The 25,098-nt window shown below is 53.8% G+C and carries 17 protein-coding genes and 1 tRNA gene; 4 read left to right on the top strand and 14 right to left on the bottom strand.

Going from position 1 to position 25,098, the window contains the following annotated elements:
* Positions 1-37: 37 nt before the first annotated feature.
* The 8 genes from flbD to ACZ1HV_RS22730 form a co-directional block, all read right to left on the bottom strand.
* On the bottom strand, positions 38-1,390 hold the full coding sequence (gene flbD / locus ACZ1HV_RS22765) for a sigma-54-dependent transcriptional regulator FlbD (RefSeq protein WP_298962783.1): 1,353 nt from the start codon (positions 1,388-1,390) through the stop codon (positions 38-40).
* A gap of 11 nt (positions 1,391-1,401) precedes the next feature.
* Positions 1,402-1,752: a flagellar motor switch protein FliN gene (gene fliN, locus ACZ1HV_RS22760; RefSeq protein ID WP_298812640.1), complete on the bottom strand. Its 351-nt coding sequence runs from the start codon at positions 1,750-1,752 to the stop codon at positions 1,402-1,404.
* Entirely contained in the window at positions 1,749-2,444 is a 696-nt protein-coding gene (locus ACZ1HV_RS22755; protein ID WP_472716410.1) for a FliH/SctL family protein, read from the bottom strand. The genes fliN and ACZ1HV_RS22755 overlap by 4 nt, the downstream gene beginning before the upstream one ends.
* 38 nt (positions 2,445-2,482) lie before the next feature.
* Positions 2,483-3,529 (bottom strand): flagellar motor switch protein FliG, encoded by a 1,047-nt coding sequence (gene fliG / locus ACZ1HV_RS22750; protein WP_472716409.1) that lies wholly within the window; start codon positions 3,527-3,529, stop codon positions 2,483-2,485.
* A 2-nt stretch (positions 3,530-3,531) separates the two neighbouring features.
* Positions 3,532-5,148 (bottom strand): flagellar basal-body MS-ring/collar protein FliF, encoded by a 1,617-nt coding sequence (gene fliF / locus ACZ1HV_RS22745; RefSeq protein ID WP_298962791.1) that lies wholly within the window; start codon positions 5,146-5,148, stop codon positions 3,532-3,534.
* A 327-nt stretch (positions 5,149-5,475) separates the two neighbouring features.
* On the bottom strand, positions 5,476-5,751 hold the full coding sequence (gene sciP, locus ACZ1HV_RS22740; RefSeq protein WP_152500489.1) for a CtrA inhibitor SciP: 276 nt from the start codon (positions 5,749-5,751) through the stop codon (positions 5,476-5,478).
* 373 nt (positions 5,752-6,124) lie between these two features.
* The gene (locus tag ACZ1HV_RS22735; protein ID WP_298962794.1) at positions 6,125-6,784 is read right to left on the bottom strand and encodes a flagellar hook assembly protein FlgD; all 660 of its coding nucleotides are present in this window, start codon (positions 6,782-6,784) and stop codon (positions 6,125-6,127) included.
* 32 nt (positions 6,785-6,816) lie between these two features.
* Positions 6,817-8,790, bottom strand: a complete 1,974-nt coding sequence (locus tag ACZ1HV_RS22730; protein ID WP_472716408.1) for a flagellar hook-length control protein FliK — start codon at positions 8,788-8,790, stop codon at positions 6,817-6,819.
* A gap of 354 nt (positions 8,791-9,144) precedes the next feature.
* Here ACZ1HV_RS22730 and mnmA point away from each other — a divergent pair, with 354 nt between their 5' ends.
* Positions 9,145-10,326 (top strand): tRNA 2-thiouridine(34) synthase MnmA, encoded by a 1,182-nt coding sequence (gene mnmA / locus ACZ1HV_RS22725; RefSeq protein WP_472716407.1) that lies wholly within the window; start codon positions 9,145-9,147, stop codon positions 10,324-10,326.
* A gap of 113 nt (positions 10,327-10,439) precedes the next feature.
* A tRNA-Met gene (locus ACZ1HV_RS22720) sits at positions 10,440-10,516 on the top strand.
* Between the two features lie 411 nt (positions 10,517-10,927).
* On the opposite strand, the gene ACZ1HV_RS22715 is transcribed toward ACZ1HV_RS22720, so the two are convergent.
* The 5 genes from ACZ1HV_RS22715 to ACZ1HV_RS22695 all read right to left on the bottom strand — a co-directional run bounded on the left by ACZ1HV_RS22715 (position 10,928) and on the right by ACZ1HV_RS22695 (position 19,037).
* Positions 10,928-12,322 carry an MFS transporter gene (locus tag ACZ1HV_RS22715; RefSeq protein WP_472716406.1) on the bottom strand — a complete coding sequence of 465 codons (1,395 nt, stop codon included), beginning with the start codon at positions 12,320-12,322 and terminating at the stop codon, positions 10,928-10,930.
* A gap of 171 nt (positions 12,323-12,493) precedes the next feature.
* Positions 12,494-13,276 carry a helix-turn-helix domain-containing protein gene (locus ACZ1HV_RS22710; RefSeq protein ID WP_472716405.1) on the bottom strand — a complete coding sequence of 261 codons (783 nt, stop codon included), beginning with the start codon at positions 13,274-13,276 and terminating at the stop codon, positions 12,494-12,496.
* Positions 13,277-13,948: 672 nt separating this feature from the next.
* Entirely contained in the window at positions 13,949-15,334 is a 1,386-nt protein-coding gene (locus tag ACZ1HV_RS22705) for an MFS transporter (protein ID WP_472716404.1), read from the bottom strand.
* A gap of 617 nt (positions 15,335-15,951) precedes the next feature.
* The gene (locus ACZ1HV_RS22700; RefSeq protein ID WP_472716403.1) at positions 15,952-17,289 is read right to left on the bottom strand and encodes an HlyD family type I secretion periplasmic adaptor subunit; all 1,338 of its coding nucleotides are present in this window, start codon (positions 17,287-17,289) and stop codon (positions 15,952-15,954) included.
* The gene (locus ACZ1HV_RS22695) at positions 17,283-19,037 is read right to left on the bottom strand and encodes a type I secretion system permease/ATPase (RefSeq protein WP_472716402.1); all 1,755 of its coding nucleotides are present in this window, start codon (positions 19,035-19,037) and stop codon (positions 17,283-17,285) included. Before ACZ1HV_RS22695 ends, ACZ1HV_RS22700 begins: the two co-directional genes overlap by 7 nt.
* A 253-nt stretch (positions 19,038-19,290) precedes the next feature.
* Here ACZ1HV_RS22695 and ACZ1HV_RS22690 point away from each other — a divergent pair, with 253 nt between their 5' ends.
* Complete coding sequence (locus ACZ1HV_RS22690) at positions 19,291-22,800, top strand: Calx-beta domain-containing protein (protein WP_472716401.1); 3,510 nt, start codon at positions 19,291-19,293, stop codon at positions 22,798-22,800.
* 508 nt (positions 22,801-23,308) lie between these two features.
* Here ACZ1HV_RS22690 and ACZ1HV_RS22685 read toward each other — a convergent pair.
* The gene (locus tag ACZ1HV_RS22685; protein ID WP_472716400.1) at positions 23,309-23,542 is read right to left on the bottom strand and encodes a hypothetical protein; all 234 of its coding nucleotides are present in this window, start codon (positions 23,540-23,542) and stop codon (positions 23,309-23,311) included.
* Between ACZ1HV_RS22685 and ACZ1HV_RS22680 the strand changes: the two genes are divergently transcribed.
* Positions 23,541-25,088 (top strand): multicopper oxidase family protein, encoded by a 1,548-nt coding sequence (locus ACZ1HV_RS22680; protein ID WP_472716399.1) that lies wholly within the window; start codon positions 23,541-23,543, stop codon positions 25,086-25,088. The genes ACZ1HV_RS22685 and ACZ1HV_RS22680 overlap by 2 nt on opposite strands.
* Positions 25,089-25,098: the final 10 nt, after the last annotated feature.

Below are 25,098 nucleotides of genomic sequence, written 5' to 3'. Positions count from 1 at the left end.
ACACCGATGTTCAATCAACAAATGCCTGTTCGAATTCTCAGGCTCGCGCTTCGCCGGGGCTTGGTACGCTGACGCCCTCGTCGGTATACTGGTTCAGCTTGTTGCGAAGCGTACGGATGGAAATACCCAGGATTTTCGCAGCATGGGTTCTGTTGCCTAGACAATGATCCAACGTGTCCAGAATGAGATCCCGTTCAACGTCTGCTACAGTGCGACCGACGAACGATCTGGTAACCGCTTCTGCTGTTTGCGCGGCACGTTCCGCAGGGTTTCTGGATATGGCGAGCGGAGTACCATCCGGCATGCGGATCGCCTCAACGCCTATATCCGGGCCGGATGCCAGCAGGACAGCCCGGTGCATTGTGTTTTCAAGTTCGCGCACATTGCCCGGCCAGGGATTGGCCATCAGGGCCTGTCGCGCTTCACCCGAGACATTGCGTTGCGGAACACCGTTGGCTTCCGAATAGTGCTTGATGAAGAACAGCGCCAGTTCCATGATGTCTGCTGGGCGTTCACGCAGCGCAGGCAGCTTCAGGTTCACCACATTCAACCGGAACAAAAGGTCCTCGCGGAACTGGCCCTGGCGGACGCTTTCGGCAAGATCCCGGTTGGATGTCGCCAAAATTCGAATATTGACCGGAACAGGACGCGTGCCGCCAACCCGGTCAATGACCCGCTCCTGTATGGCCCGCAACAGTTTGGCCTGCAGGCGCACGTCCATTTCCGAAATCTCATCAAGAAGCAGGGTACCGCCATCGGCTTCCTCGAATTTGCCGATCCTGCGGGCTACGGCTCCCGTGAAGGCTCCCTTTTCGTGCCCGAACAGCTCCGATTCCAGAAGATGTTCCGGGATCGCCGCGCAGTTGATCGAAATGAACGGTTTTGACGTGCGGTTGGAGCACTTGTGAACGTGTCGTGCAATGACTTCCTTGCCGGTTCCGCTTTCGCCGGTAATCAGCACAGATGCCTCCGAAGGCGCTACCTGCTCGGCCAGCTTCACAACATTGGCCATCGCTTCGTCACGGTAAATGAGGTCACCGCGCTCCTGCGCGACGGCTGCCAGGACCGCTGCGATCATTTCCGGATCCGGTGGCAGCGGAATGTATTCTTTGGCGCCGGCGCGAATGGCCGAAACCGCAGCCTGTGCATCCGTTTCGACGCCGCAGGCGACAACCGGAATATGAACCCGTTCGTTCTGCAGCTTTGTAATCAGACCGGCAATGTCGAGGTGGACCTCGACCATCATGAGATCGGCGCCCCGCCCGGACCTGAGGACTTTCAAGGCGCCCTCCACATCGTCAGCGTGGGTGACTTGCGCACCGCCCTGCATCGCAATTTTCGATGCTGTCGTCAGCTGTCCGCCAAGTGTTCCGACAATTAAGAGACGCATCTGCTTTTTTCCTATCGATCCGTCTTGATGATTTCGGTCATGGTCACACCGAGCTTGTCCTCCACAAGGACAACCTCGCCGCGTGCCACAAGCCGGTCATTCACATAGATATCAATCGCCTCGCCAACCTTGCGGTCCAGTTCCAGAACGGTTCCGGATGCCAGCTTCAAGAGATCGGAGACGTGCATGCGCGAGTGCCCGAGCACCGCAGAAATTCGAACGGGCACGTCGAAAACGGCCTCGAGATCGGCCGCGGATTGGGGAGCATGCACTTCATCTTGTTCAAGACTGCGTTGCGGTGCTTCCAACTCGTCGAGCGGAATGCTGTGTTCCTGCTCTTCGCCTATCTGCTCGTCACTCATACGTCAGTCCCTTTCCCCGCCGACGTGTCGGACACTTGTGCCTTCTTCGGGGTGCCGCGGGCCCTCAAATAAGACCGGATCGAAGTGTCGATCTCAGCTTCAAGAGCTTTCCGGTCGCGCCGAATACCCCCATCCGCCCATTCGATATGGCAATCACCCCGGCCGATTTCGGGTTCCCCCAAAATGACAAGGCGGCCTTCAAAACCCTTTTCATGGACAATCGGATCCACTTTCGACTTCAGCGCCTCAACATCCTTTTCCGCAATGCGGATCACAAGATGAGGCGCCTTGCGAAGCGGACCCAGGCATTCTGACACCAATGCCACAGCTTCGGCCAGCGGCTGACGTGCGATCAGATGGGCACACAGTCGTCTAGCCACAAGAAATGCGAGGCCGACAGCGTCTTTTTCACGTGCGGCCTGTTGTTCGTCCAGTGAGTACACGACTTCGCGGACGGCAACGACAAGGCGATTCACTTCTTCGGTCAGCAGGGTTTCCTGTTTGGTCTGCAAATCCTGAAGCGCTTTTATCCGGCCTTCCTCGAATGCCTGTGCCCTGGCCTTCTCCAGAATTTCCTCATGTTGAGTAACAGGAATCTTCGGGATTTCCGGCTCAGGCGGAGCAACGATCTCCGGCTCCTCCTCCTGGGCGGCGAAGTCCATGTCAAAGAGAAATTTCGACGGGTTCGTCATGCTTCCCATTCTGTCGTAAGTTCGTACCGGCTGCTGCATCAGTAGATAATCTCGTCGTCACCCTTGGACTTGGAGATCATGATCTCACCCTTCGCCGCCAGGTCCTTTGCCTTGTTCACCATGCTCGTCTGAGCTTCGTCGACATCACGCAGCCTTACTGGTCCGAGCGCATCCATATCGTCCTGAAGCAACTTGGCCGCGCGTGAAGACATATTGCTGAAGAAGAAGTCGCGCGCCGTATCGGTCGATCCCTTCAAGGCGATCGCCAGCTGATCTTTTTCTACGTGGCGCAGCAGTGTCTGACAGCTTGCCGCGTCGAGTTTCAGGAGATCGTCGAAAGTGAACATCAACGTCTTGATGCGGTCGGCGGCTTCACGGTTGTCTTCTTCAAGCGCCGCAAGGAACCTGGCTTCCGTTTGTCTGTCGAAATTATTAAAGATGTCGGCCATCATCTCGTGGCTGTCGCGCCTGGAGGTGTTGGTCAGGTTTGACATGAACTCTACCCTGAGGGTCTGTTCGACCTTCTCAAGAACTTCCTTTTGCACGGCGTCCATGCGCAGCATGCGGCTGACCACTTCAAGAGCCAGTTCCTCGGGTAGGATGCCAAGCACCCGTGCGGCATGATCTGAATTGATCTTGGAAAGAACCACCGCCACAGTTTGCGGGTATTCGTTCTTCAGATAGTTGGCCAGAACATTTTCTTGCACATTGGAGAGTTTCTCCCACATGTTGCGCCCGGCAGGACCACGGATCTCCTCCATGATGACGCTGACCTTGTCGCCGGGCAGAAAGTTCGCCAACAACCGCTCCGTCGCATCGACGTTGCCCGTCAAGGCTCCCTTTGAGCTGACCCTGCGGACAAAGTCCTTGAAAAGATCTTCCAGCATGTTCGGTGTGACCGGCCCGAGATTGGCCATTGCAGCCGAAACCTGACGAACTTCGATCTCATCCAGCTTCGACCAGATCGGCGTACCGTGGGACTCGCCGAGTGCCAGCAACAGAACAGCTGCACGTTCCGCGCCTTTAAGTTCGCGGTCGTCCTCGTCTAAGCTGACCTGAAGCTGTTGTTGGAGTTGATCGCTCACGCTCAGGCCGCCTGCTCATCCAACCAGCCGCGGACGATGTTGACCGCCTCGGTTGGGTGATCCTTGATCATGTCGCCCACCTTGGCGATCGAACTTGCCTGCATCGCGCCTTCCTGCTTGGCCTGTTCAAGCCACTCAATGACAAACTCGTCTTCAGGGTCATCCTCCTGCGGAACATCGGTCTCCACCACCAACGTGCCATCCGGACCAATCATCAGCTCTTGAGGCTGTTTTTCCTCAGGCGTCACGATGCGGCGCAGCAGAGGGCGAACCACGAAGAGAAGAAGAAGAACCGCGATCAGGAAAAGAACACCAAGTTCTGCGAAACGAATGATGTCATCGCGTGTGAAGTCGAAAAGACCGTCACTTTCGGCCAGCAGATCCTCCTGCGGCGGCAGTGCGAATTGCAAGTTGACGACTTCGACAAGGTCACCGCGCTCTTCGTCGAAGCCAATGGCGGAACGCACAAGCACTGCAATCCGGTCCAGCGTCTCCTGCGAACGCGGCGTATAGACATTGTTTCCATTGCCGTCAGGCTGGTAAGTGCCGTCAACAAGCACTGCGACGGAAAGACGATTGATTTGACCGGCTTCGATAACCTCGGTCCGTGTGGAGCGCGAAATTTCGTAGTTTACGACCTCTTCGGTAACACTGGTGGTATCGCGGTCGCCGGCCTGACCGACATCACCTTCGCCCTGCGGCAGCTGGTTTCCGACCGTAACCTGCCCGTTCCGGGAAATTGCCGAACTCGCCTCTTCCTTGGTTTGAGTGGACCGGACGACCTGCCCTTCCGGATCGAAGGTTTCGGTCGTTTCGGTTAAACGGTTGTAGTCGACTTCGGCATTTACCCGAACACGTGCGCGCCCCGGACCGACGATCGAATTCAGGATCTCTTCCACCTGATTGCGCAAACGCCCTTCGACCGCCTGGTTACGCTCTTGCAGTGAAGCGGTCAGCATGCCGTCTTCGTCATTGCCGACGCCGGATGCCAGCAACCGGCCAGCTTCATCGACTATGGAGACGCGATCCGGATCAAGCCCGTCAACGGCTGTCGCGACCAGATGCTGCACAGCGCGGATCTCGCCGGGACCGAGCGCGCCGCGCACGCTCAATACGATGGATGCCGAAGGCGGACGACGGTCTTTCTGAAACAGCTGCCGCTCCGGAATTACCAGGTGAACACGGGCTGCGCGAATACGGTCGAGCGAGCCGATGGTTCGCGACAACTCGCCTTCCATCGCACGCAAGTGGTTGATGTTCTGGACAAAACTGGTGGCACCCAGAGTATCGGTACGGTCAAAAATCTCATAACCGATCGAGCCACCCGTTGGCAGACCTTCCGCGGCAAGCTGCATCCGCAAACGCGCAACTTGCTCCTTTGGCACGAGAATGGTCGCACCCTGACGGCTGAGTTTGAATTGAACGCCCTGACTTTCAAGTTGAGTGACGATAGCCGCTGAATCTTCAAGGGCCAGCTCATTGTAGAGCGTCGTCATTTGGGGAGAGGTAACACGGAAAATAATGAATGCGAAAACGCCGATCAGGATCGCCGCCACTGCACCCATGGCAGCAATACGTGCTGGTCCCAACGCTTTTATGAATTCAATCAGTCCGTTCACGAGTGCCCGCCCGCATCTGAAGCATTGTCTAAAACTGTTATTGTTGGAGTCGGTTCGACACACCACACTCCTGATGGGCAAAATTTGCCGCCCAGATGGTTAACAAGCAGTTAACGATTATGTCGCCAAAGCGACGAATTGGCGGCTTTCTGCGGAAATGGCATGTGCAAAATGCGACAGAAGTGGGGAAAAACTGCCTACTTTATTAATTTTTGGATAAGTTCCGTCAAAACGGCAATATCAAATCATCAACAAAAAAGGCCGGCACAGCCGACCTTCTTCAAGCACGCCACTTGCGTGCCCGGATATTATAATGCGCCTTGAGGATCAGGCTCGGTATTGCTGGATCCGCGTTGCCCGCAGCCCGGCAAGACCGTGCTTCTCAATGGAACTTTGCCAGGAGAGGAACTCCTCTACCGTCAAAGTGTATCTCTGGCAGGCTTCTTCAAGGGATAGCAGACCCCCGCGAACGGCAGCTACTACTTCGGCTTTGCGGCGGATGACCCACCGCTTTGTCGAGGTCGGAGGCAAGTCTGCTATGGTAAGCGGACTACCGTCAGGCCCTATGACATATTTTACACGCGAACGAATATGTTCGGTCATTGTACTCTCACACTAACCATGACCAAGGTTCGAATGAGACTACATGACGACGCTTAACAAACGCCTAAAGCAAAATTGTGTTTTTATTAACTATAGAATCTAAATTTAGTGAATGATATTTAGGATTCTACAAAGATAATCATTCAATAGCTTAACTAATGAATATGGTTTTATTAACCATAATTACTATCTCGTGCAATTTGCAACGCAATCCGGTTAACCAACGCAAATCGCATCAGGACCCCGAGATGGCATTTATAATTTTTCTGAAGCAAGGAAGCAGCCTTTACCGGACACATGGGCGCGTGTCCGGTCGAGCGACTGACGGAACTACAGTGCGATTTCAGGTTGGGCAGAGAAGGTTCAACCGGTATCAGCTTGGACTGGACACCGAGAGCACCGACGAGACAGGAACGCTGCGCCCATCAACACTCAGAACCGCCGAACCGCTTGACCAGTCGACGCTATCGACAATGCCCGAGACTGCGGTCGTGACTTTTTCCGGACGACTGTTGGCATCCCTCAAATCGAACGAGATCGAATAAACGCCATCAGCCGCGTCGCCTCCCGTATCGGTCTGCCCGGCCCAGTTGAATGTGCCCGATCCAGCCTTGAGCTCAACTTCGCCGCTATACACAAGATCACCGCTTGAATTGCGGATCTCAAAGCTGCCTGAAGCGTCTTCCTGCAGTTCATACCCCCAGCTGGCGGCACTGCCGGACAACAAGGTACTGGACGCATCTGCGGTGATCTCGTTCCCGATATAGCTGACATAGCTCATACTCTGGTTGGATTCCAGCGATGCTATGATGCTCTCAAGGTTCTTGTTCTGCTGAATTGACTGTTCGACATTGGAATACTGAACCAGCTGACTCGTGTACTCAGCTGAATCTATCGGATCGAGCGGGTCCTGGTTCTGGATCTGCGTTGTCAGAATGCTCAGAAACAGCTCATAATTCGCCATCAAGCCATTTTGGCTCGACGTACTGGCGCTTTCAGCGGTCGTCGACGTTGAAGAAGAAATTACTGTCATTCTCAGCTCCTGGAGCGCATTCCCGCCCCACCTTAGATTTTCAGATCAAGACCACCGCGCTGCTGCGCAAGCGTCATGCGCACGATGTCCTCGACTTCAGGTTCCATCTCTATGGCTTCCGCTCCGTCTGCATCCTGCCGGTCTGCGGACTGTTCACCCTGACCGTTTCCGGAGGCAAATTGCTGCTCGCCATCACGCTTCAGAGAAAACTGCAGATTGTCTGAATCCGGATTTAGACCTGCTGCTTCCAAAGCGCGTTCAAGGCCACGTTGATCGCGCATGAACATATCGAGAGTTTCCGGCCTCTCAACGATCAGGTGTGCCTGCACGCTTCCGTCAGACCCCACCTTCATATTCACTTCAACCCGCCCGAGCTCAGGCGGATCGAACCTCATCTGGAAACGGGTCTGGCCGTTTTTCAGATTTCGGGCAATTTCCGCAGCCACCTGGGAGGCGACTTGTGCCGATTGAGCCTGATTGGGCGTCTGCAGGCTTTCGGTACGCATTGCACCGGTCAGATCGCCGCCCCTTACGGTCGCCGACCCGATTTCGCTGCTCAAGCTCAGGTCAGCAGTGACCAATGAAAGATCCGGCTTTTCTGTCGTTAAACCTGCGGGCAGAGCAGCAGCGGCAGCTGGCAGCGTGACATTTGCCAGACGAGCCTCCGGACGGAGCCCTGCCTCAGCACCCGTGTTTGCTGCAGCCAGCCTTTCTCTCAAAGTATCTGCATTCACATCAGGTCCGGCATCGGCAATCGACCTGGCGGTATCCTTGCCAGCCTGAGGAGACACCTCGCCATCCGGCTGCACCAGGGCATCACTGCCCTTCAGACCCTTGGCTGTTGCCGCGGCCTGAGGAGACACGTCAGCCGGTCCGGACGGAATTCCAATGTCCTTGGCCTGACTTCCGGCAACCGGCTGTGTCGCCAGCACCGAATTCTGCGCTGCTCCATCCCTGGGCAGAGTTTTCAGCTGCTTTGCACCGTCATCATTGGAGGCAGCGGGTGCACTGGTGGTGCTGAGCTGCTTTGTCGCCTCTCCTGCCGTGTGAGCCAATTCCCCGGCCGGCCCCTTTTCAAGCCCACCTTCTTTTACAGCGGCACCAGCCGGCATCAGGTCCCCTTCACCCGCCGCGGCAGCGGAAACCGGCGGCACTGTGGATGGAAGACCTTGCTGCTGATGGGCTTGCTTTTGCGCCGTGCCAACAGTGGAGGCTCGAAGCTCTTCCGGCAATTCGGATTGCCAACGACGCGTGTTTGTCGAAACGGGCACAAGGACACCCTGCCCTGCATCAGCTGCAGCCTGACCGCTCTGCAGCGGCGCTGCGGACCCGGCCTGACCAACCGCGCTTGACATCGGACGACCGGCTTCAGGCAAACCCGCGCCGAAAACTGGTGCTGCCCCAGCCGGCAGACCACTCACCGGTCCGGAAACACCTGCATTGCCAACCGCCACCCGATCGGCGCGGCTCGCGTCATGATTTGCCAAGCCACCTGCCAGGGCTGCGTCAGACACAACCTTGTCAGGCGAAAGCGCATTCAGAATTGTCTCCGCGGACGGCTGAGTTGACAGCGCCAACAGCGGGTCGGCAGCTCTATCTTCATTTGCCGGCAGGTCCTCTGAGGATGCTTCCTGCCCCGGCTGTATCTCAGTTGCTTCGGCCGGCAATACATTGCCATCAGCTTCGTCAAGCGCGTCCAGTGCATCATTCACAAGGCCCGAACCATCTCCGGCAGGCGGTGCTGTTGCAGCGCCGACCAGCGAGGGGACCTTTATGCCCTCCGCCGCATCACCTGCGACATCCACTTCAAGCAGGGAAAATCGGCCTACGGGACCGACGGGCTGCCCCTCTGGCGTGGCATCGCCGGCATCCAGCGCTCCAAGTTCCCGCGCAAAATTCGAGACCTTGCCCCCCGCGCCGGGCATTTGTGCCGGAGCCCCCAGGCTGCTTGCACCAGCAGCCAGAGCACTGGCTGAAACATCATTCGTCATTCCAAATGGCAGCACATTTGCCCCCAATTCGTTCGCCCGCCACGGCAGGCACATTTCGTCACCGAATTGAAAGCAAGCACCGGGCCAGTTTCGAACAGCCCGACAAGACATTGAAAAATATGACTTAAAGTGTTTTCCCTTGCACTAAGAACGAAAAAGAAGGCGGCAAGCTTTGCCGATCCGGCAAAGCGTGCCTGCCATGCAAGGGATGCAATTGGCAGACACCTGGCTTATCTGTATAGTGCCGCCGAATTTGAAATGACAAAGGATCTGAGCGGCCGGCGGAACCTGAAGTGGAAACCGGGACCGCTCCTAGTGGCATGATGCTGTGCCAGCCAGGTTGATCCGCCAGAACTTCTGGAAGTTGAATTGATGCGAAACAGTCTGGATCTTCCCGGCCGCCCAGAAGACACGCGTGTTGTGGTCGCCATGTCAGGTGGCGTCGACAGCTCAGTCGTTGCGGCACTGATGAAGGCAGAGGGATATGACGTCATTGGCGTCACACTGCAGCTTTATGACCACGGCGCTGCCGTGGCAAAGGCAAAGTCCTGCTGCGCCGGCGTCGACATTCACGATGCACGAAGGGCTGCGGAAAAGATCGGGATCCCGCACTACGTGCTGGATTATGAAAGCCGTTTCAAGGAACAGGTTATGGACCGGTTCGCCGATAGCTATATTGCCGGTGAGACGCCGATCCCGTGTGTATCCTGCAACCAGACGGTCAAGTTCACCGATCTGCTAAAGACCGCGCGCGACCTCGGAGCGGACGCTCTTGCCACCGGGCACTATGTGCGCTCGTCCCAGAAGGGCAACAAGCGGGCGCTCTTCCGTCCGACGGATCTTGACCGCGACCAGAGCTACTTTCTGTTTGCAACAACGCAGGAGCAGCTTGATTTCGTGCGCTTTCCGCTCGGAGGCATGCCGAAGGAGAAAGTGCGTGAGCTTGCAGCCGAATTCGGACTGTCCGTTGCCAACAAGCCCGACAGCCAGGACATCTGTTTCGTGCCCGATGGCGACTATGCTGCAGTAATCCGCAAACTTCGTCCCAACGCGGCTGAGCCTGGCGATATTGTTCACATGGACGGACGTGTCTTGGGCCAGCACGAAGGGATCATACATTTCACTATCGGCCAGCGGCGCGGCATTGGCGTGGCCACCGGGGAGCCGCTCTATGTGGTCCGGCTCGAAGCAGACGACCGGCGCGTGGTTGTCGGTCCTAGAGAGGCTTTGGCGACCCGGACCATCCTCTTGCGCGAGACAAACTGGATCGGCGATCAGCCATTGGATGAAGGCGATGAAATCGAAGTCTTTGCCAAGGTTCGCTCCACCCGCCCACCGGCTCCGGCAACGGTCCGAATCCTGAACGGCAAGGCCTTTGTGGACCTTGCAAATGGAGAAACCGGTGTTGCGCCGGGTCAGGCCTGTGTTTTCTTTGACGGCGACGACGAAACCGCGAGGGTTTTAGGGGGCGGCTGGATCCACAAAACCGAACGCACCGGCGAAAAGGCAGTTGATTTTCCACAAGCGAAAGCGCCGGTTTCAGCCGCTTGAGACGCTTCAAAAAGAATGCGGGCGGCCGCCCATTCAACGCTTGACGCCCGCCTGCCCGCTCACTATAAGCACCCCACATCGCGCGGACCTGACAAGGTCCAGCCGCTTTGGATGGCGGAGTAGCTCAGCTGGTTAGAGCAGCGGAATCATAATCCGCGTGTCGGGGGTTCAAGTCCCTCCTCCGCTACCAAACAGTTCCAGTAATGCTTTGTAAGTATAAGCTTTTTCGGAAAATGCTCGACGGAGCAAGCACCAATACAAACAAGCTTCCTAAAGTAACTATCTGACTTAATTGCACATTTCGGGTCAGAAGTTTAAAACGGCATATTTCCAACTAGTTTGCGTCAACGGCACACAGTGCCTCCCTGGACAACTCTTTAAGTTGTATCCAGCCCTAGCCCTTCCATGGGATGTAAAACGCGAATGTTCGCATTACGCGTCAATTCGGTCGATCGCGTTTTTAAGAAGATCTCAAAGTAAGCAAAAAAGCGCCTAACCGCAGCAGCAGGTTAAGGATCGCTTCGCTGCTCAATACGCTTTGGGCCGGAATTCGCCAAACCCGAGACCAGGGTTTAACCGGGCAAGCTCTCGTGCTTTCGCACTAAACCGAGATGGGTCTTTTCGAACCACTTAGATCTTTAGAAGGTCCAGTTTTTCCAGTTGGCGCTTCCCTAAGCGCCCAAAAGCAAAAGATGGCAATCAGGAAAAAGAGTATCCCGGTTAGCCAGAAGATTGACCAAAAACCTGCGCCTGTTCTCAGCAACACACTTCCAGCTGTCACTCCGAGCGTAGAACCGACCAATCGAGCGGTGATTGTCAAACCGCTAATTTCCCCCTGCTTTTCAACCGGCACGGAGATTGTTGAAAGCCTGGAGGGCGCAATGAAGTTGAATGGAATTGCCACGCCCCATAGGGCAAGAGCAAAGACAAGGGTCCAAAAACTCTCCAGATACATCGCCATCCCGATCGTCAAGCTGGCCACCATCAAGGCAACAGCACCCAATACGATTGGTGAACGCGCACCGTGCCGATCCGCAATCCTACCTGTGATGGGAGACAGAACAGGAAACGGGCCGACCGCGCAAAGAACACTTAGCCCCGCCAGCGCTGGCGTGATTTTAAGCTCATCGACGAGATAAAGAGGAACATATAATGCGATGGAAATCTTGGAAAACTGAGCGACGAGAATCGTAACCTCGCTTGCAAGAAATCGCGGCCGGCGAAACAAGACGGTGTCAATCAGTGGATCCGGATGTGAACGCTCAAATCGCCAAAAGAACGTTAAGGCTACAACGCCGATTGCAAGGCAAACCATGATCACCGGGTTGCTCCAGCCGTAGTCGACCCCTTCCATCAAGCCAACTATCAGCCCCAGCATACCTACGAGCATAAAGATCAGACCGACGCCATCGACGTTTGGGTGACTGTTTTCGTGAGGTAGTTTTTTCCAAACCGCACATGCTGTCGCGACGCTTATCACCACCAAGGGTACATTGATCCAGAACACCCACCGCCAATTGACGTATTCAGCAATGACACCGCCAAGGACTGGACCGGCGGCGAGAAAGACCGTCGCAACCGTCGCCAGAGTGCCGATCGCTTTTCCATGTTCTTCCCTGGGAAAGATGCTGACAACACCGGCAAACGAAATGGGGTAAAAAATTGCTGCGCAGATGCCCTGTAGAACCCGCATGACCAGCAATGTTGCTCCGTCCTGCGCAAACCCGGCGGCGAGCGAGGCTGCAGCAAAGACTGCGCCGACAACAAGCAAGGTTGGCCTGAGACCAAAGACGTTCATGCATTTCCCGCCTACCGCAGCAAGGCAGGTGAATGCGAGCATGTAGGCGTTGACAATCCAGTGGGTCGTCGTCGTGGAGAGATGCAGATCCTCACGAATGGAGGACAAGGCAACGCTCAATATTGTTTCGTCCAACAGGACCAGCCCGCTGAGATTGCCCAACGCAATCGTAATCCATAGTCTGCGGCTGCCGATCATTGCGCCATATGAACCGACATAGGACGGATCTGTCGATAGATAGTGGTCTCAATTGTTCTAGGACGCACGTCTCCGGCATGATTGTCACTGATTAGAAACGCCAACGACGGCAAATCAGCGAGCCAGATCATCAGTTTATCCAACTCGCACGATATCGAAGAAGGGTTTACCTTAGATACTCTGGAGCCATTCGCTCAATTGGCCAAAATTGACGCTCCCGTTCTTTGGACGTTCCTGCTGAAGCCTCGTCAATCGTCCCGCGCCATCGAGACTCGCAGCCTGCCTGGGTGTAATGCCAAAGCGCCGGCGAAACAGTCTGCTGAAATGCGCCGGGTCGTTAAAGCCGACACCATAGGCCACTTCCTTGATACGTCTTGCACCCTCTGGAACCGAGGCCAACTGGTAGTAAGCGCGTTCAAGCCGTCGCTGAACAATATAGTTCGCGACCCCTCCGGTTTCTGCAAACTCTCTGTAAACAGAAGGTCTGGACATATTGAACTGCCGGCATAAGTTCCCAACACCAAGATTGGGATCCGACAAGTTCCTGTTCAGAAAAGATCGCATCTCATTGCGCCGGTCTTCTCGATGTTTTCGTTCCCCGGCTCCTGACGGTTCCTGTGGTTTCAGCAACCCTTCAAGCAGGCCACAGAACCCTTTGGACAAATCGTCAGCGTCCTCCATTTTTACGTTTGGCAGCTCACCAAACAGCGCCAACAATGTATTGGTCAGGAACTTTCCCGTCGAAGTATTTCCACGAAAAACCATATGAGAAGGATGCCGGGCTGGATCATACCCAATGTATTCGTGTGGAATGACCACGCCAATCACTGAAGAGTCGGATGCTGTAGAGTAAAATTCACTCGAGAAATCGAAAATATGGATATCGCCAGGTGCGATCTGCCATGAATTCTCCCCGAGCAACCCCTGACTGCCACCGTACCGATAAAGTTGCATCGAAAGAAAATTCGAATCCAGTGACAATCTGTTGTCATGGCTGAACGCCTGAGACGAAAAACTGACATCTGAGAAAATCAAATCGTTCAGAAGCCAGGCCTTCACACTTTCAGTGGTGCTATTATGACCGCTTGATGGATTCACATCGTAAACTGCTCGAACCGCCTCACGCCAAGCGTCATAACAGTATTTCTCACCAACAACCCCCGCATCGAGATGTACTGATGGAATAGGTGATCTATTCAACATTTCGGCCCTTGTACGTTACCGCCACCCGCACGCAACACAACTCACCCTGTGGCTCGTTGTTTGAATTTTCAACTTTCGCCAGAGACAAGCAGCTGAACTTTTCGCCCTGATTTGCAAGAAAGGCGCCTTAAGAGATCACTAGTCACAATCGAAATTGCCTCAATTTTCAAACTCAGAAGGCTCGACCACACACACCATACTCAAAAAGCATCTCCAAAAAATACTTGATAAAATTACAATCACCACTTATATTTACTTGTGCTATCTAAAATTTTCTATTTTTTATTTATTTAGTCCAAAATTTACGCAAAAATTTTCCTCATTTAAACTTAAGAGCCAAAATAGTGTCAATAGATGCCTGTCTCAACTTTCATGAGACAAAATTCTCAGTTGACCTTACCAGCCGCTCAAGTTCCCACTTACTCACAGTTTCGTCCTGGATCTGACAGGCTGAAACCCGAACAGGCTCAAACAAAACGCAATAGCAACGCCGACCGCCGCTGCACCAAAGACCCATTGATAGCTGTTTGCCCCGGAAAAAATTGCGCTGCATATCGACAATCCCAATGTGCCCCCGATCATCTGACTGGAGATGGAAATGCCTCCGCCTTGCCCGTGGAGGTTTTCCGGCAACTGGGCCATCAAGGCCGTTTGGCTGGGTATAAACAAGAATGGGAAAGCAACACCTGAAAGCAACAGCCCCGGCACCAAAGCAATGAAACTCCGCGAAAAAGATGCCAGGCACAAAAGGACAAGCGCCAGGATAAGACAGAGGTAGCCGAAACACACAAGAGCTTTTGCAGGCATTCGATCTGTCAATCTACCGCAAATCGGGGCTGCGAACGGTTGAAGAACAACAGCAAGCATCACAATGCTGCCCGCAGCCAAAGGCCTCAGGTCCAGGACACTTTGTGCGTAGAGCGCAGTGAACACGAAGAGGGGAACCTTTGCGAATTGCGCTGCGAACATGGTCAGGTTTCCCGCAGTGAAAACCCCGTTTCTGAACAGGGAAACCAAAATGAACGGACGTCTGACTCTCTTTTCGACGACAATCAAGGCAACGAAAAGGATTCCGGCAACACCAAGAAGAAATATGATTGTGGGATTGCTCCATCCCATCTCGCCTGCTTGCATGAGCGCAAAGACAAGGGAAAACAATCCGCAACAAAGAAGTATGAAGCCCAACCAGTCAATCGCCGCAGGTGCTGTGCGTTGCACATCGCGAAAATTAAATATCGCAATGAGCCCGACAACAAGCAGAACAGGTAAATTGATAAGAAAAATCCCGCGCCAGGAGTAATACTCCGTAACCAGCCCGCCAACAAACGGGCCCGCAGCCATGAAAACCGTTCCGACAGTGGCGCATATCCCAAGCATTGCCCCTCTTTGAGAATTTGGAAAGGTGATTGTGATGATTGCTACAAAGAGCGGAAAACAAATAGCAGCGCCCAGTCCCTGGAGAGCTCGTCCAGCGATTGCAACATCGCCGTTTGATGAAACGGCCACAAGCAAAGAACTGAAAGCAAACACGGAAAGGCCGAGCAGAAAGACCCGTAGAATTCCATACATGTCAGCCAGTTTGCCACTAACGGCGACAAAACAGGCAAGTGACAAGAGATAGGCGTTAATGAACCAATGACTTCGGGTTTCTGAATAACCAAACTCCCTTTGGACAGTTGGCAACACAACTCCTATTGCTGTTTCGTCCAAAAGAACCAGTCCCAGAAGGCAACTGGTGGCCGCAAGTATCAGGCGTTTGCGCCTGATTTCTGAAATTTTCACCTGACTGGAGTTTCCCTTTTTCGACATGGCATTTGTTTCTCTTTCGGCAAATGCAATCGCATAGGCAAAAATTCACTCTAGAAAGCAACCTTCCAAGTCCGCTCAATCGCAGAACAACCTCGGTCTGCTTTCCACCCCGGCATTTTCATTGAGGACAGACTGATCCGTGACAGGCACTATCTTGCTCGCGAAAGACTTGCTGATCACGTGTTTTATGCGCTGAATCAAAACCCGTTTCACGATCAGATCCGAAAGTCAGATGAAGCAATTCACGGCGGTTAAGTTTGCCTCAAAAACACTGCTTCAGTCGATGGATCAACATCTTGAAAATGTTTGGACAGATCTCTCACCAGAGCACAGAAAATCAGATTGGTGGGGCCCCATCGAAGCAGCCGCATTGTCCAGAGGGCCGGAAAGTGAAACTTAACTGCCAACTTCTTCGCAAGCACCCTGCAGAAAACTCAACGCCGTCCAGGGCATCTATTTTCGGCTGTTTTTCCACGCTTTATGGTGCACGGCTTAAACAAATGACCATTCGACTTGGAAACACGCTCATCGATAGGGCAGCTTGGACGACCTTAGTTGGGGAAACTGATCTTTGATCAGCGGTTTACACCGAACAACTATCCATTGAACAAAGGCGCTCAGCTTTCGCGCATTGCATGTTCAATCTGATCGACAATCGGTTCTGTCAGGTAGCTGAGAACGCTGCGGTCTTCGGTGGTAACGAATGCTTCGACCGGCATTCCGGGTACCAGCTCCTGTCCGGAGAGTTTTTGAAGCTCGCCCTCGGAAATCCGAAGCCTGATCCGGTAGTAGGGTTGACTTGAATTCTCATCAAGAGACTGGTCCGCGGCAACCGTTTGGACCTTTGCAGTCAGTTTTGGCGTCGTTCGGTGATCCAGTCCAGGAAATCGGATTTGTGCCTGCTGACCAACCTGAACCTGATCGATATCGATGGGAGCAACTTCAGCGTCAACGACAAGCGTGTCGTCGCGGGGCACCAGGTGAAGAACTGTCGCCCCGGGTGAAATTACACCGCCCACCGTGTGAGCTGCAAGTTGATGAACGTACCCATCCTGCGGCGCACGAATTTCCAAGCGCCTCAATTCGTCCTGAACCGTCACCTTCTGCAGTTCCAGCTCCGAAATTTTCAAAGTTACGTCTTGCAGCTCTTGCAGCACTTCTTCTCGGGTTTCTTCAACGATCTGAAGCATTTGCATGTTTCGTTCGCTGATGGTTTCGCGCAGGCTTGCGATTTGCGAGATAAGCTCACTGTACTCGCCTTCTACACGGGTCTTGTCACGTTTGAGCTGGGTGATCCGGTTTTTTGTAACGAGCTTCTTTGCAAACAGTTGGGCCACGCCGTGCAGCTCGTCGTCGACCAGGACCAATTCGTCGGCTTTGGTCTCAAGTCGAGTTTCCAATCCTTCGATCTGTTTGTTGAGCTGTTCGACCTGATCCTCAGATTGCGCCTGACGTTTTTCGAGCCCCCCACGTCTCGCGCTGAACAGCAGCGATTGCGTAAGCTCAAGCTCGGCATATTCTTCAGGGGACAGGTTTTCGAGCCGTTGAGGATATTCGACGAGCTCATCTCCGTCTCTTTCGGCCAAAAGACGTGCCTGTCTTGCTTTCAGCTCGGCGATTTGACCACTGATGATCAAGTGGTTCGTGCCGGCTGTTGTGTCATCCAGCCGGATCAGCAAGTCACCAGTCTCAACCTCACCACCTTCACGCGCCAGTATCTCGCGAACAATCCCGCCTTCTCGGTGCTGGATCAATTTCACCTGGCTCTCGACAACAATTGTACCGTGCGCAATGACCGCGCCGGAGATTTTTGTAAAAATCGTCCACCCGCCACCGACCACAAAAAGGATGAAAATCACTGCACCTGCCAGCTTCAGATGCTTTCGGATGCTCTCCGCGCTGCCTGAGTGATCTTCAGCGGAGGTTTTCAGGTTGCCGACCAGTCTCTTCAACATGCCTGCTTCTCCTGCACCGATGTAATTGAGTTCCGCAAAACCTCTTCTTTCGGGCCAATTGCAGCAACACGCCCTTCGTTCAGAAGCATGACTTTGTTAACCGCAGCCAGAATACGCGGCCTGTGGGCAACAAGAATGACGATCGATCCCAGTTCTCTCATCGTTTGCAGTGCCGCTGCCAAAGCTGCTTCTCCTTCCACATCAAGATTGGAATTTGGCTCATCCAAAACCAACAGAAAGGGTTTTCGAAACAAAGCACGCGCAAGAGCGATCCTTTGCCGCTGGCCACCGGAAAGGGAAATGCCTTCCGACCCGATAACTGTGTCATATCCGTTCGGAAGACCGACAATCAGATCGTGCACGTTTGCAAGTTCGGCCGCAGATATGATCTCGCTGGATTTCGCTGCTTTATCAAATCGCGCAATATTCTGAGAAACAGTACCATCAAAGAGTTGCAGGTCTTGAGGAAGATACCCAACGAAACGCTTGCGGGCTTCAACGTCCCATTGGTCAAGCGCCGCACCGTCCAGACGCACATCACCGCTTGTAACGAGGGCTGCCCCGACAATCGCTTTGGCCAACGTGGATTTGCCTGACCCAGAAGGACCCAGGATGGCAACACCCTCTCCTGCGGAAAGATCTAATGAAGCACCCAATATCAAGGGTTCACGCACTCCAGCAGGAGCACAATAGAGTTTCTCAATCTGGAGACGTCTTTGCGGTAGGCGAAGCTCTGTTTTTTGCGTTTGCGGCGCAGCGCCGAACAATTCCTTTAGTCTGAAGAAACTCTGCCTGGCGCTGACAAAGCCCCGCCAATGGGCAACAGCCTGCTCGACCGGCGACAAGGCCCGCGAAGTCATGATCGAGGATGCGATCATGACACCAGGAGAGATCTCGTGTTTGATTGCCAACCATGCGCCCATGGCAAGAATGGCTGATTGCAGAATGAATCTGACCGTCTTGATCGCGGTTGCAAAAAAACCGCTCCAATCCGCAGCCAACCGTTGCCCTGCAAGATAGTCGTCGTTTTCAAGTTTCCATCGGAACGACAGCGCGTTCGCCATCCCCATGGCCTCAACGGTTTCTGCATTGTTCCTGCTCTCCTCCACCAGGCCGGATCGCCTGGTCTTGGTCTTCGACGCATCCAGTGAAGCGCTCCTGGACGCAAACTCATTAAGCACAACAAGCATGCAGATCGTTGCCGCGCCACCGAGAGCAACCAGACCCAGTGAACTGTGAAAAAGAAAAATGATGCCCAGATAAATCGGCAACCACGGTAGATCGAGAATGGCGGAAGGACCATTGCCGGACATAAATCCTGTCAAGGCATCCAGATCCTGAACGGGTCGAACAGAATACCCTCTGGCTCCGTATTTCACAGGGACGCGCGTTGAAATCGAATAGGCTTGCGTGGAAAGATCGGCGTCAATCTGTTGGCCTATCCGAAACAGTATTCGAGACCTCAATCCGTCAAGCAGGCCAAAAAACAGGTAGAGCAACAACGTGAGCATCCCGAGCGCGAGAAGCGTCGGGACAGAACCACTTACAAGCACCCGATCATATACCTGCAACATGAAAAGCGGCCCGGTAAATGCCAGCAGGTTCACGACCAAACTGATCCCCGCGACACTCAAAATCCAACTTCGCAGCGAAGCGACAACATCATCTATCGATCTGTGTTTCGGTGCCCTCTGCTCATTCTCGAGATGGAAACCCTTGCAATCTGTGCCTTTACCAGATTGTGTCATTTTGGAACTCTTTACTGACCTGATTTCGTAATCAGAGTTTTGAAAATTGGGCGATATGATGTTTCGGTCATTTTTATTTAGTAGTTTTTAGTAAAAAATCAAATTTTCGCCAAGTATTTGGTTAATTTGCGGCATTATTACGTAAATTTAATGATCAAGTTACAATCCGTTACATATTTAATGTTGAATAATTACATTAAATTCAAAAGATTACTTCCCGGGCCGGGTGAGCACATTACCAAGGATAGGCGTAATGGAAGGTACATTTGAAGAGTTTCTCGACGCTCTATTGGCATTCGAGTCCGGCTGGGATCGCGAAAGGTACAATGAAGGCGTTATTCAGGACTGGCAGCTCGACCAATGGGCGGGTGGTTCGGTCGGCAGCTTTTTCCCAAGCTACAACAGTTGGAGCGAACTCAGCGATGCCGAGTGGGAGACGATGGCCTATCGTTCTTTGAATTCTTTCGGCTTTGTTGGCTACCAGTTCGGTGAGGCCCTGCTTATCGATCTTGGCTACTACGATGATGATTTCTACTATGGCAACGGTGCATCGACCAACACGTGGGACGGCAGCTGGACAGGGAAGAACGGCGTCAACTCGCTTGAAGACTTCATGACCAAAGAGGCCCAAGATGTCGCCATTCGCGAAGCCTTTGGCCACAATATTGGTATTATCGAAGACGGCTTGAGCGCGCAGGGTAGCGGACTTGCTGACTATCTCGGCACGACGATCAACTACACGACCGGCGCGGGCACAACGCCCGTTACAATTACGTTGACGGGGGTGCTTGCGGCTGCACATCTGCGCGGTGCGCCAGCAGTGGTAGACCTGTTTTTGAACGGCACGCTTAGCAACGATGAATTCGGCACTTCGATCCTTCAATACATGGACCAGTTTGGCGGGTTTGAGGCACCAGAGGCTGCCGAACTGATTGCCTTTTTTGAAGACCGACTGACCGGTGACGAAGGGCTGGGAACACCGGGAGATCCGTCGTCTGGCGGATCCGGTTCCAACGGGTCAGCCGACGTGGACGGCAGTTCGGCCGACGTTGTCATAGATTGGGCCTGGGGCACGAATGTCGTGGAAACCGGCTTCGATCCGGCAACAGGCACAATCTATGTCGGCTGGTTCACCTCCGAACATATCGACATCAGCGAAGTCAACGGGAGCACCGTATTTTCGATCCCGTCGAACAACCAGACAACCACACTTCAAGGCGTAAGCCTATCTCAGCTGTCCTCAGCAAACTTCACGATCATGGACAGCTCAGCTGCGCAGGAAATTTTGACGTTGGTCGGGCAAGCGCCCGATGGTGGTAACGGCGATACTGGTGGTGACACCGGTGGGGATACCCCGGACGATACGGACAACGACAGCGATACTGACACCGGCAATGGAAACGGGTCGAGCGCAAGCGGTAACGGAACGGCAGATGTAACCGCCGGTTCAGCCGACGTTGTCATAGATTGGGCCTGGGGCACGAATGCCGTGGAAACCGGCTTCAATCCGACAACAGACACAATCTATGTCGGCTGGTTCACCTCCGAACATATCGACATCAGCGAAGTCAACGGGAGCACTGTATTTTCGATCCCATCGAACAACCAGACGACCACACTTCAAGGCGTGAGCCTATCTCAGCTGTCCTCAGCAAACTTCACAATCATGGACAGCTCAGCTGCACAAGAAATTTTGACGTTGGTCGGGCAAGCGCCAGATGGTGGTAACGGCGATACTGGTGGCGACACCGGTGGGGATACCCCGGACGACACGGACAACGATAGCGATACTGACACCGGCAGTGGAAACGGGTCGGGCGCAAGCGGTAACGGAACGGCAGATGTAACCGCCGGTTCAGCTGATGTCGTCATCGACTGGGCCTGGGGCACGAATGCCGTGGAAACCGGCTTCAATCCGGCAACAGGCACAATCTATGTCGGCTGGTTCACCTCCGAACATATCGACATCAGCGAAGTCAACGGCAACACGGTTTTCTCAATTCCGTCAAATAACCAGACCGTAACCCTTCAGGGCGTCGGCTTGTCCGAGTTGTCGCCGGCGAACTTTACGATCATGGACGACTCCGCAGCTCGTGAAATTCTTGCACTGGTCGGACAGGACACAGACGCAAACGCAGGCAATGACAACGACAATGACACCGGTGGAGACACCGGCGACAATACGGACGGCAATGCTGATGATGACAACGGTGGTTCAGGTCCGTTCGTCGGTGGTGGACAGACCTATTTTGTCGGACAGACTTCGGTCGTGACCGGGTTCGATCCGACCACCGATGTGCTCGACTTGGGTCCGGACTCGATCCACAACCAGATCCCGATCGAAACACCCGAAGGCTTCATGATGCTGCATATGTTCGACAGCAGCAAATCCTTGTTGCTGGAGGGTGTCAGCCTTGCCGAACTTCATCCTGAGAACTTCGCTCCGATCACGGACGCCCATCTGCAGCAGGACCTCAGCGCTGTTCTCGCCTACGAAAATGGCACAGGTCTGGTTCGACCGAACACGGTCTACATTCGCTCCCATGAACAGGGACTGGAGGAGATCGTCGACTTCAACCCTGCGACGGACAAGATCAGCTTCTTCTACTTGTCTGTGCGTGGAGACGGGCTGCGCAACTTTGCAGTCGAAGACACGGCCGAGGGAGCGCGGTTCTACAACCCGCTGACGGGTCAGAGCCTTACCTTGCGCGACGTTTCTTTCTCTGAGCTGGATAGCTCCCATTTCGAGTGGCGCGCCAACCAGCTTGAGGACGATATTGCAGGCAGGATGGGCCTGGACGACATGATCGACGGTTTCATCTACGTGGGCGAAAACGTCTTCACAGGCAAGAGCGTAGACATGGCGGGCGGCGTCGACCGCGCGCCCTATCACAGCCAACAGGGATACGAGGAATACAGCGGCACACCGATTGGAGACAGTTCAAATAGTGGCGGTATCGACAACGGAAACCCGGACGACACGGGAACGGGCGATGGTGGATCGGATGGCGGTACGGGTGATGTCACTGCCCCAATTGGCGTGACCGTCACCGGAGGTTCGGTCACAGAGGCAGACCCTGGCACGGACCACATGCATGACGATGGTTCAAGCCACGTTCATGATGACGGGCACCGATACATCACATTCACCGTTTCGCTCGATGCCCCTGCCACCGAAGAGCTAACGCTGACTTATGCCACTGCGGACGGCACAGCCATTGCGAATACGACCAACGATGTGGCCTGGGACTATCACACGACCACTGGAAACCTTGTCTTCGCTGCGGGTGAACAGACCCAAACCGTTGTGGTTGCGGTGCATCCCGACACGCAGCCAGAAGACGCAGAAACATTCACCTTTGCAGTCTCAGGGGACAACATTACAGGAACGCTGGAAGCGACAGGTACCATTTACGACAATGATGTTGATGATGGTGGCGATGGCGGAAACCCGTCTCCGGAAATTGTGCACATCACCTGGGATTGGGGCACCGAAGAAGTGATCTCCGATTTCGCACCGTCAGAGGACGTCATCGATTTTGGTGCCTTGGCAGCGAACGGGATCGGTATTTCGGAGGTCGATGGCGACCTGCACATTGAAGTGTTGCAGAACGGTGGTCACAAATACATCTTCGAAAGTCTGCAGGCAGAGGATCTCACTCTGGCAAACCTATCGGCCCCCGATTGGAACAGTGATGTCATGAATGCGTCAAACGGGGTAATTGAGAAACTTGCTGTCCTGGGCAACGACGAGTTGGCATAGTGGCGACACAGCGCCGTCCTAGTTTTTGGGTTTCGGCAAATAGACTGCTGTATCTTTAGACTGTGCGAACAAAACCAAGTCGAACACTACAGGCGCGGAACCTCCTCGGAGGTTCCGCGCCTGATCTACTTGAGGCAGGCAAAACAAAATTCGGCAATGCCGACATCATTCAAGTTACAGTGTAGCGCTTCGGGTCATTTCTTTGGACGAACCTGACTTCCTTTCCTTGGATCAGCAACGCGACACAGCCTCCTTTGCTTCTTTGAGAATGCATGGTGCCGAGCGGTTCCTCCACATGAAGCGCTGACATAAGGGAGAAAGCCGACTTGCCTAGACAACCGGAATGAAAAGCGCGGCACAGAAACAAACCTTCTAGAAAAATTGAGACTCTTGTCCATCGACAGAATCAGATTCTTTTTCGAAAATTCAAAATAATATTTGGAGAGAAAAAAGTATTAACAGATAGTTAATATCAATCATCTCCACCCTGCAAATAAAAATAAATCGATCATGCAACTAACTGCATGTATTCGCGGAAAATAATCGCTTGATCGACTTGCTCGGCAATCAGAGATAGAGGGCGATCTGCAATGGATAGTTCACGTAGAGATTTCCTCAAAACAACCATCGGCGGGTCTTTTGCAGCAGCCACGGCAACGGCAACCTCAAGTTCTCCAGCCGAGGCAAGCGACCGAGAAAATCCGGCAAGCGATGGCGATTGGTTGGAACTCAGATGCGCCATGAAGGAAATGGTCCTTGATGGTCATCGTGTCCGGCTTCGAGCCTATAACGATCAGATCCCCGGCCCTACGATCACCGTGACTCAGGGGCAAAAGCTCCGGATCAGGATGAAGAACGATTTGCCGCCGTATGACTCATCGGCCTGGAACGGAAATCACAACGTCCCTCACGGCCTTGACCACACAGCCCTTCACCTCCACGGGATGGACGTTCTCCCGCACCTGTTCGTGCCTCTCGGAACGTCAGACCCATTGAGCCCAATGATAAAAATCCCTCCAGGCGAACATCTGGACTATGATTTCGTCATTCCTGAAAACCACCCACCCGGTCTGAACTGGTATCACCCTCATAAACATGGAGCGACAGCTGTTCAGGCTGTCAGCGGCATGGCAGGGCCGGTTATTGTCAAGGGTTCAATTGACGAAGTGCCCGAAATCAAGGCGGCACGTTCAATACCATTGGTTATACAGGATATCGGTCTCTTCCAGAGCGAGGAAGACCCGGACATTTGGACGTATGAGCCGGTTCAAAATGCGATGTGGCAGACCTATGGAGGTTTCGTCACCATCAATGGGGAACGGACATCGCTGCGTGGCGGCTTCACGGCTGGCGACTACAAGCTCCGCTATTATCTACTAAACGGTGAGCCATTCTTTAAAGAAACCCACAACGAGACACCGAATGAAAACACGAAACCAGTTTCGTCACAGCTCTCCGTTCAACGCTTCAAGTTAGCCCCCGGAGAAGTGGTCAGGTTTCTCGTTCTTAATGGCTGCTCGGACAATCTAATGCCAATTGTCGTTGACGGGCATGACCTGCATTTGATTGCAATGGACGGTGTCAACTTTGCTGAAGTACGGACCGTTTCATCCGAGGGCTTCAGTGAAAAAGACGGTCAGCTGCTGCTGTCGCCGGCCAACAGATCCGAGTTCCTGATAAAGGCCAGCACAAAGCCGGGCATCTATCAAATCCGCCAGCTGCCTCAAGACAGACAGTTTCTCGACAGCGCGGCCAAAGTTATCGCAGAAATTGAAGTTGCTGGAGAGGCCAGGGACATGCCCTTGCCTGGCAAACTGCCGATACCAGAACGGGAATACCCGTTGATCCGTCCGGAAGAAGTTCAGCGTGTCCGGCAAGTGGTTTTCGGGGGCAGTGTGCCGGGTACCATCAACACAGTGGTTGGACAGGATTATCTGATCAACAACGCGATCTATGACGAACGCGAGATCCCCACCGTTGTCGAACTCGACTCGGTCGAGGAATGGCACCTCTCGGTAACAAATACGCATCATGGCGGGGTCGAAGGTCACCCGTTTCACATTCATGTAAATTCGTTTGAGGTGATTTCGGTCGGCGGTGTCGAACAGCCTCCCGGTACGATCCAGGACACGGTCTGGGTTCCAACTGGTCAGACCGTGATCGTGCGCATGCGCTTCAAAGAATATGTCGGCAAGGCCGTCTACCACTGCCACATCCTCCCGCATGAAGACACCGGCATGATGCAGAATTTTCTGATCGTTGAACCAGCCAAAGGGGATCACCACTAGCCATGTTGTC

This window comes from Roseibium sp. JB4-4 (assembly GCF_055693425.1).
Note: the sequence above shows the minus strand (reverse complement) of the source record. Positions and strands in the feature narration are given on the sequence as shown.

Excerpts from the sequence above, each read along its gene's own strand:
- flbD (WP_298962783.1), bottom strand. The coding sequence starts at position 1,390 with ATGCGTCTCTTAATTGTCGGAACACTTGGCGGACAGCTGACGACAGCA.
- fliN (WP_298812640.1), bottom strand. The coding sequence starts at position 1,752 with ATGAGTGACGAGCAGATAGGCGAAGAGCAGGAACACAGCATTCCGCTC.
- ACZ1HV_RS22755 (WP_472716410.1), bottom strand. The coding sequence starts at position 2,444 with ATGACGAACCCGTCGAAATTTCTCTTTGACATGGACTTCGCCGCCCAG.
- sciP (WP_152500489.1), bottom strand. The coding sequence starts at position 5,751 with ATGACCGAACATATTCGTTCGCGTGTAAAATATGTCATAGGGCCTGAC.
- ACZ1HV_RS22735 (WP_298962794.1), bottom strand. The coding sequence starts at position 6,784 with ATGACAGTAATTTCTTCTTCAACGTCGACGACCGCTGAAAGCGCCAGT.
- ACZ1HV_RS22715 (WP_472716406.1), bottom strand. The coding sequence starts at position 12,322 with ATGATCGGCAGCCGCAGACTATGGATTACGATTGCGTTGGGCAATCTC.
- ACZ1HV_RS22710 (WP_472716405.1), bottom strand. The coding sequence starts at position 13,276 with ATGCAACTTTATCGGTACGGTGGCAGTCAGGGGTTGCTCGGGGAGAAT.
- ACZ1HV_RS22705 (WP_472716404.1), bottom strand. The coding sequence starts at position 15,334 with ATGTCGAAAAAGGGAAACTCCAGTCAGGTGAAAATTTCAGAAATCAGG.
- ACZ1HV_RS22700 (WP_472716403.1), bottom strand. The coding sequence starts at position 17,289 with ATGTTGAAGAGACTGGTCGGCAACCTGAAAACCTCCGCTGAAGATCAC.
- ACZ1HV_RS22695 (WP_472716402.1), bottom strand. The coding sequence starts at position 19,037 with ATGACACAATCTGGTAAAGGCACAGATTGCAAGGGTTTCCATCTCGAG.
- ACZ1HV_RS22690 (WP_472716401.1), top strand. The coding sequence starts at position 19,291 with ATGGAAGGTACATTTGAAGAGTTTCTCGACGCTCTATTGGCATTCGAG.
- ACZ1HV_RS22680 (WP_472716399.1), top strand. The coding sequence starts at position 23,541 with ATGAAGGAAATGGTCCTTGATGGTCATCGTGTCCGGCTTCGAGCCTAT.
- ACZ1HV_RS22685 (WP_472716400.1), bottom strand. The coding sequence starts at position 23,542 with ATGGCGCATCTGAGTTCCAACCAATCGCCATCGCTTGCCGGATTTTCT.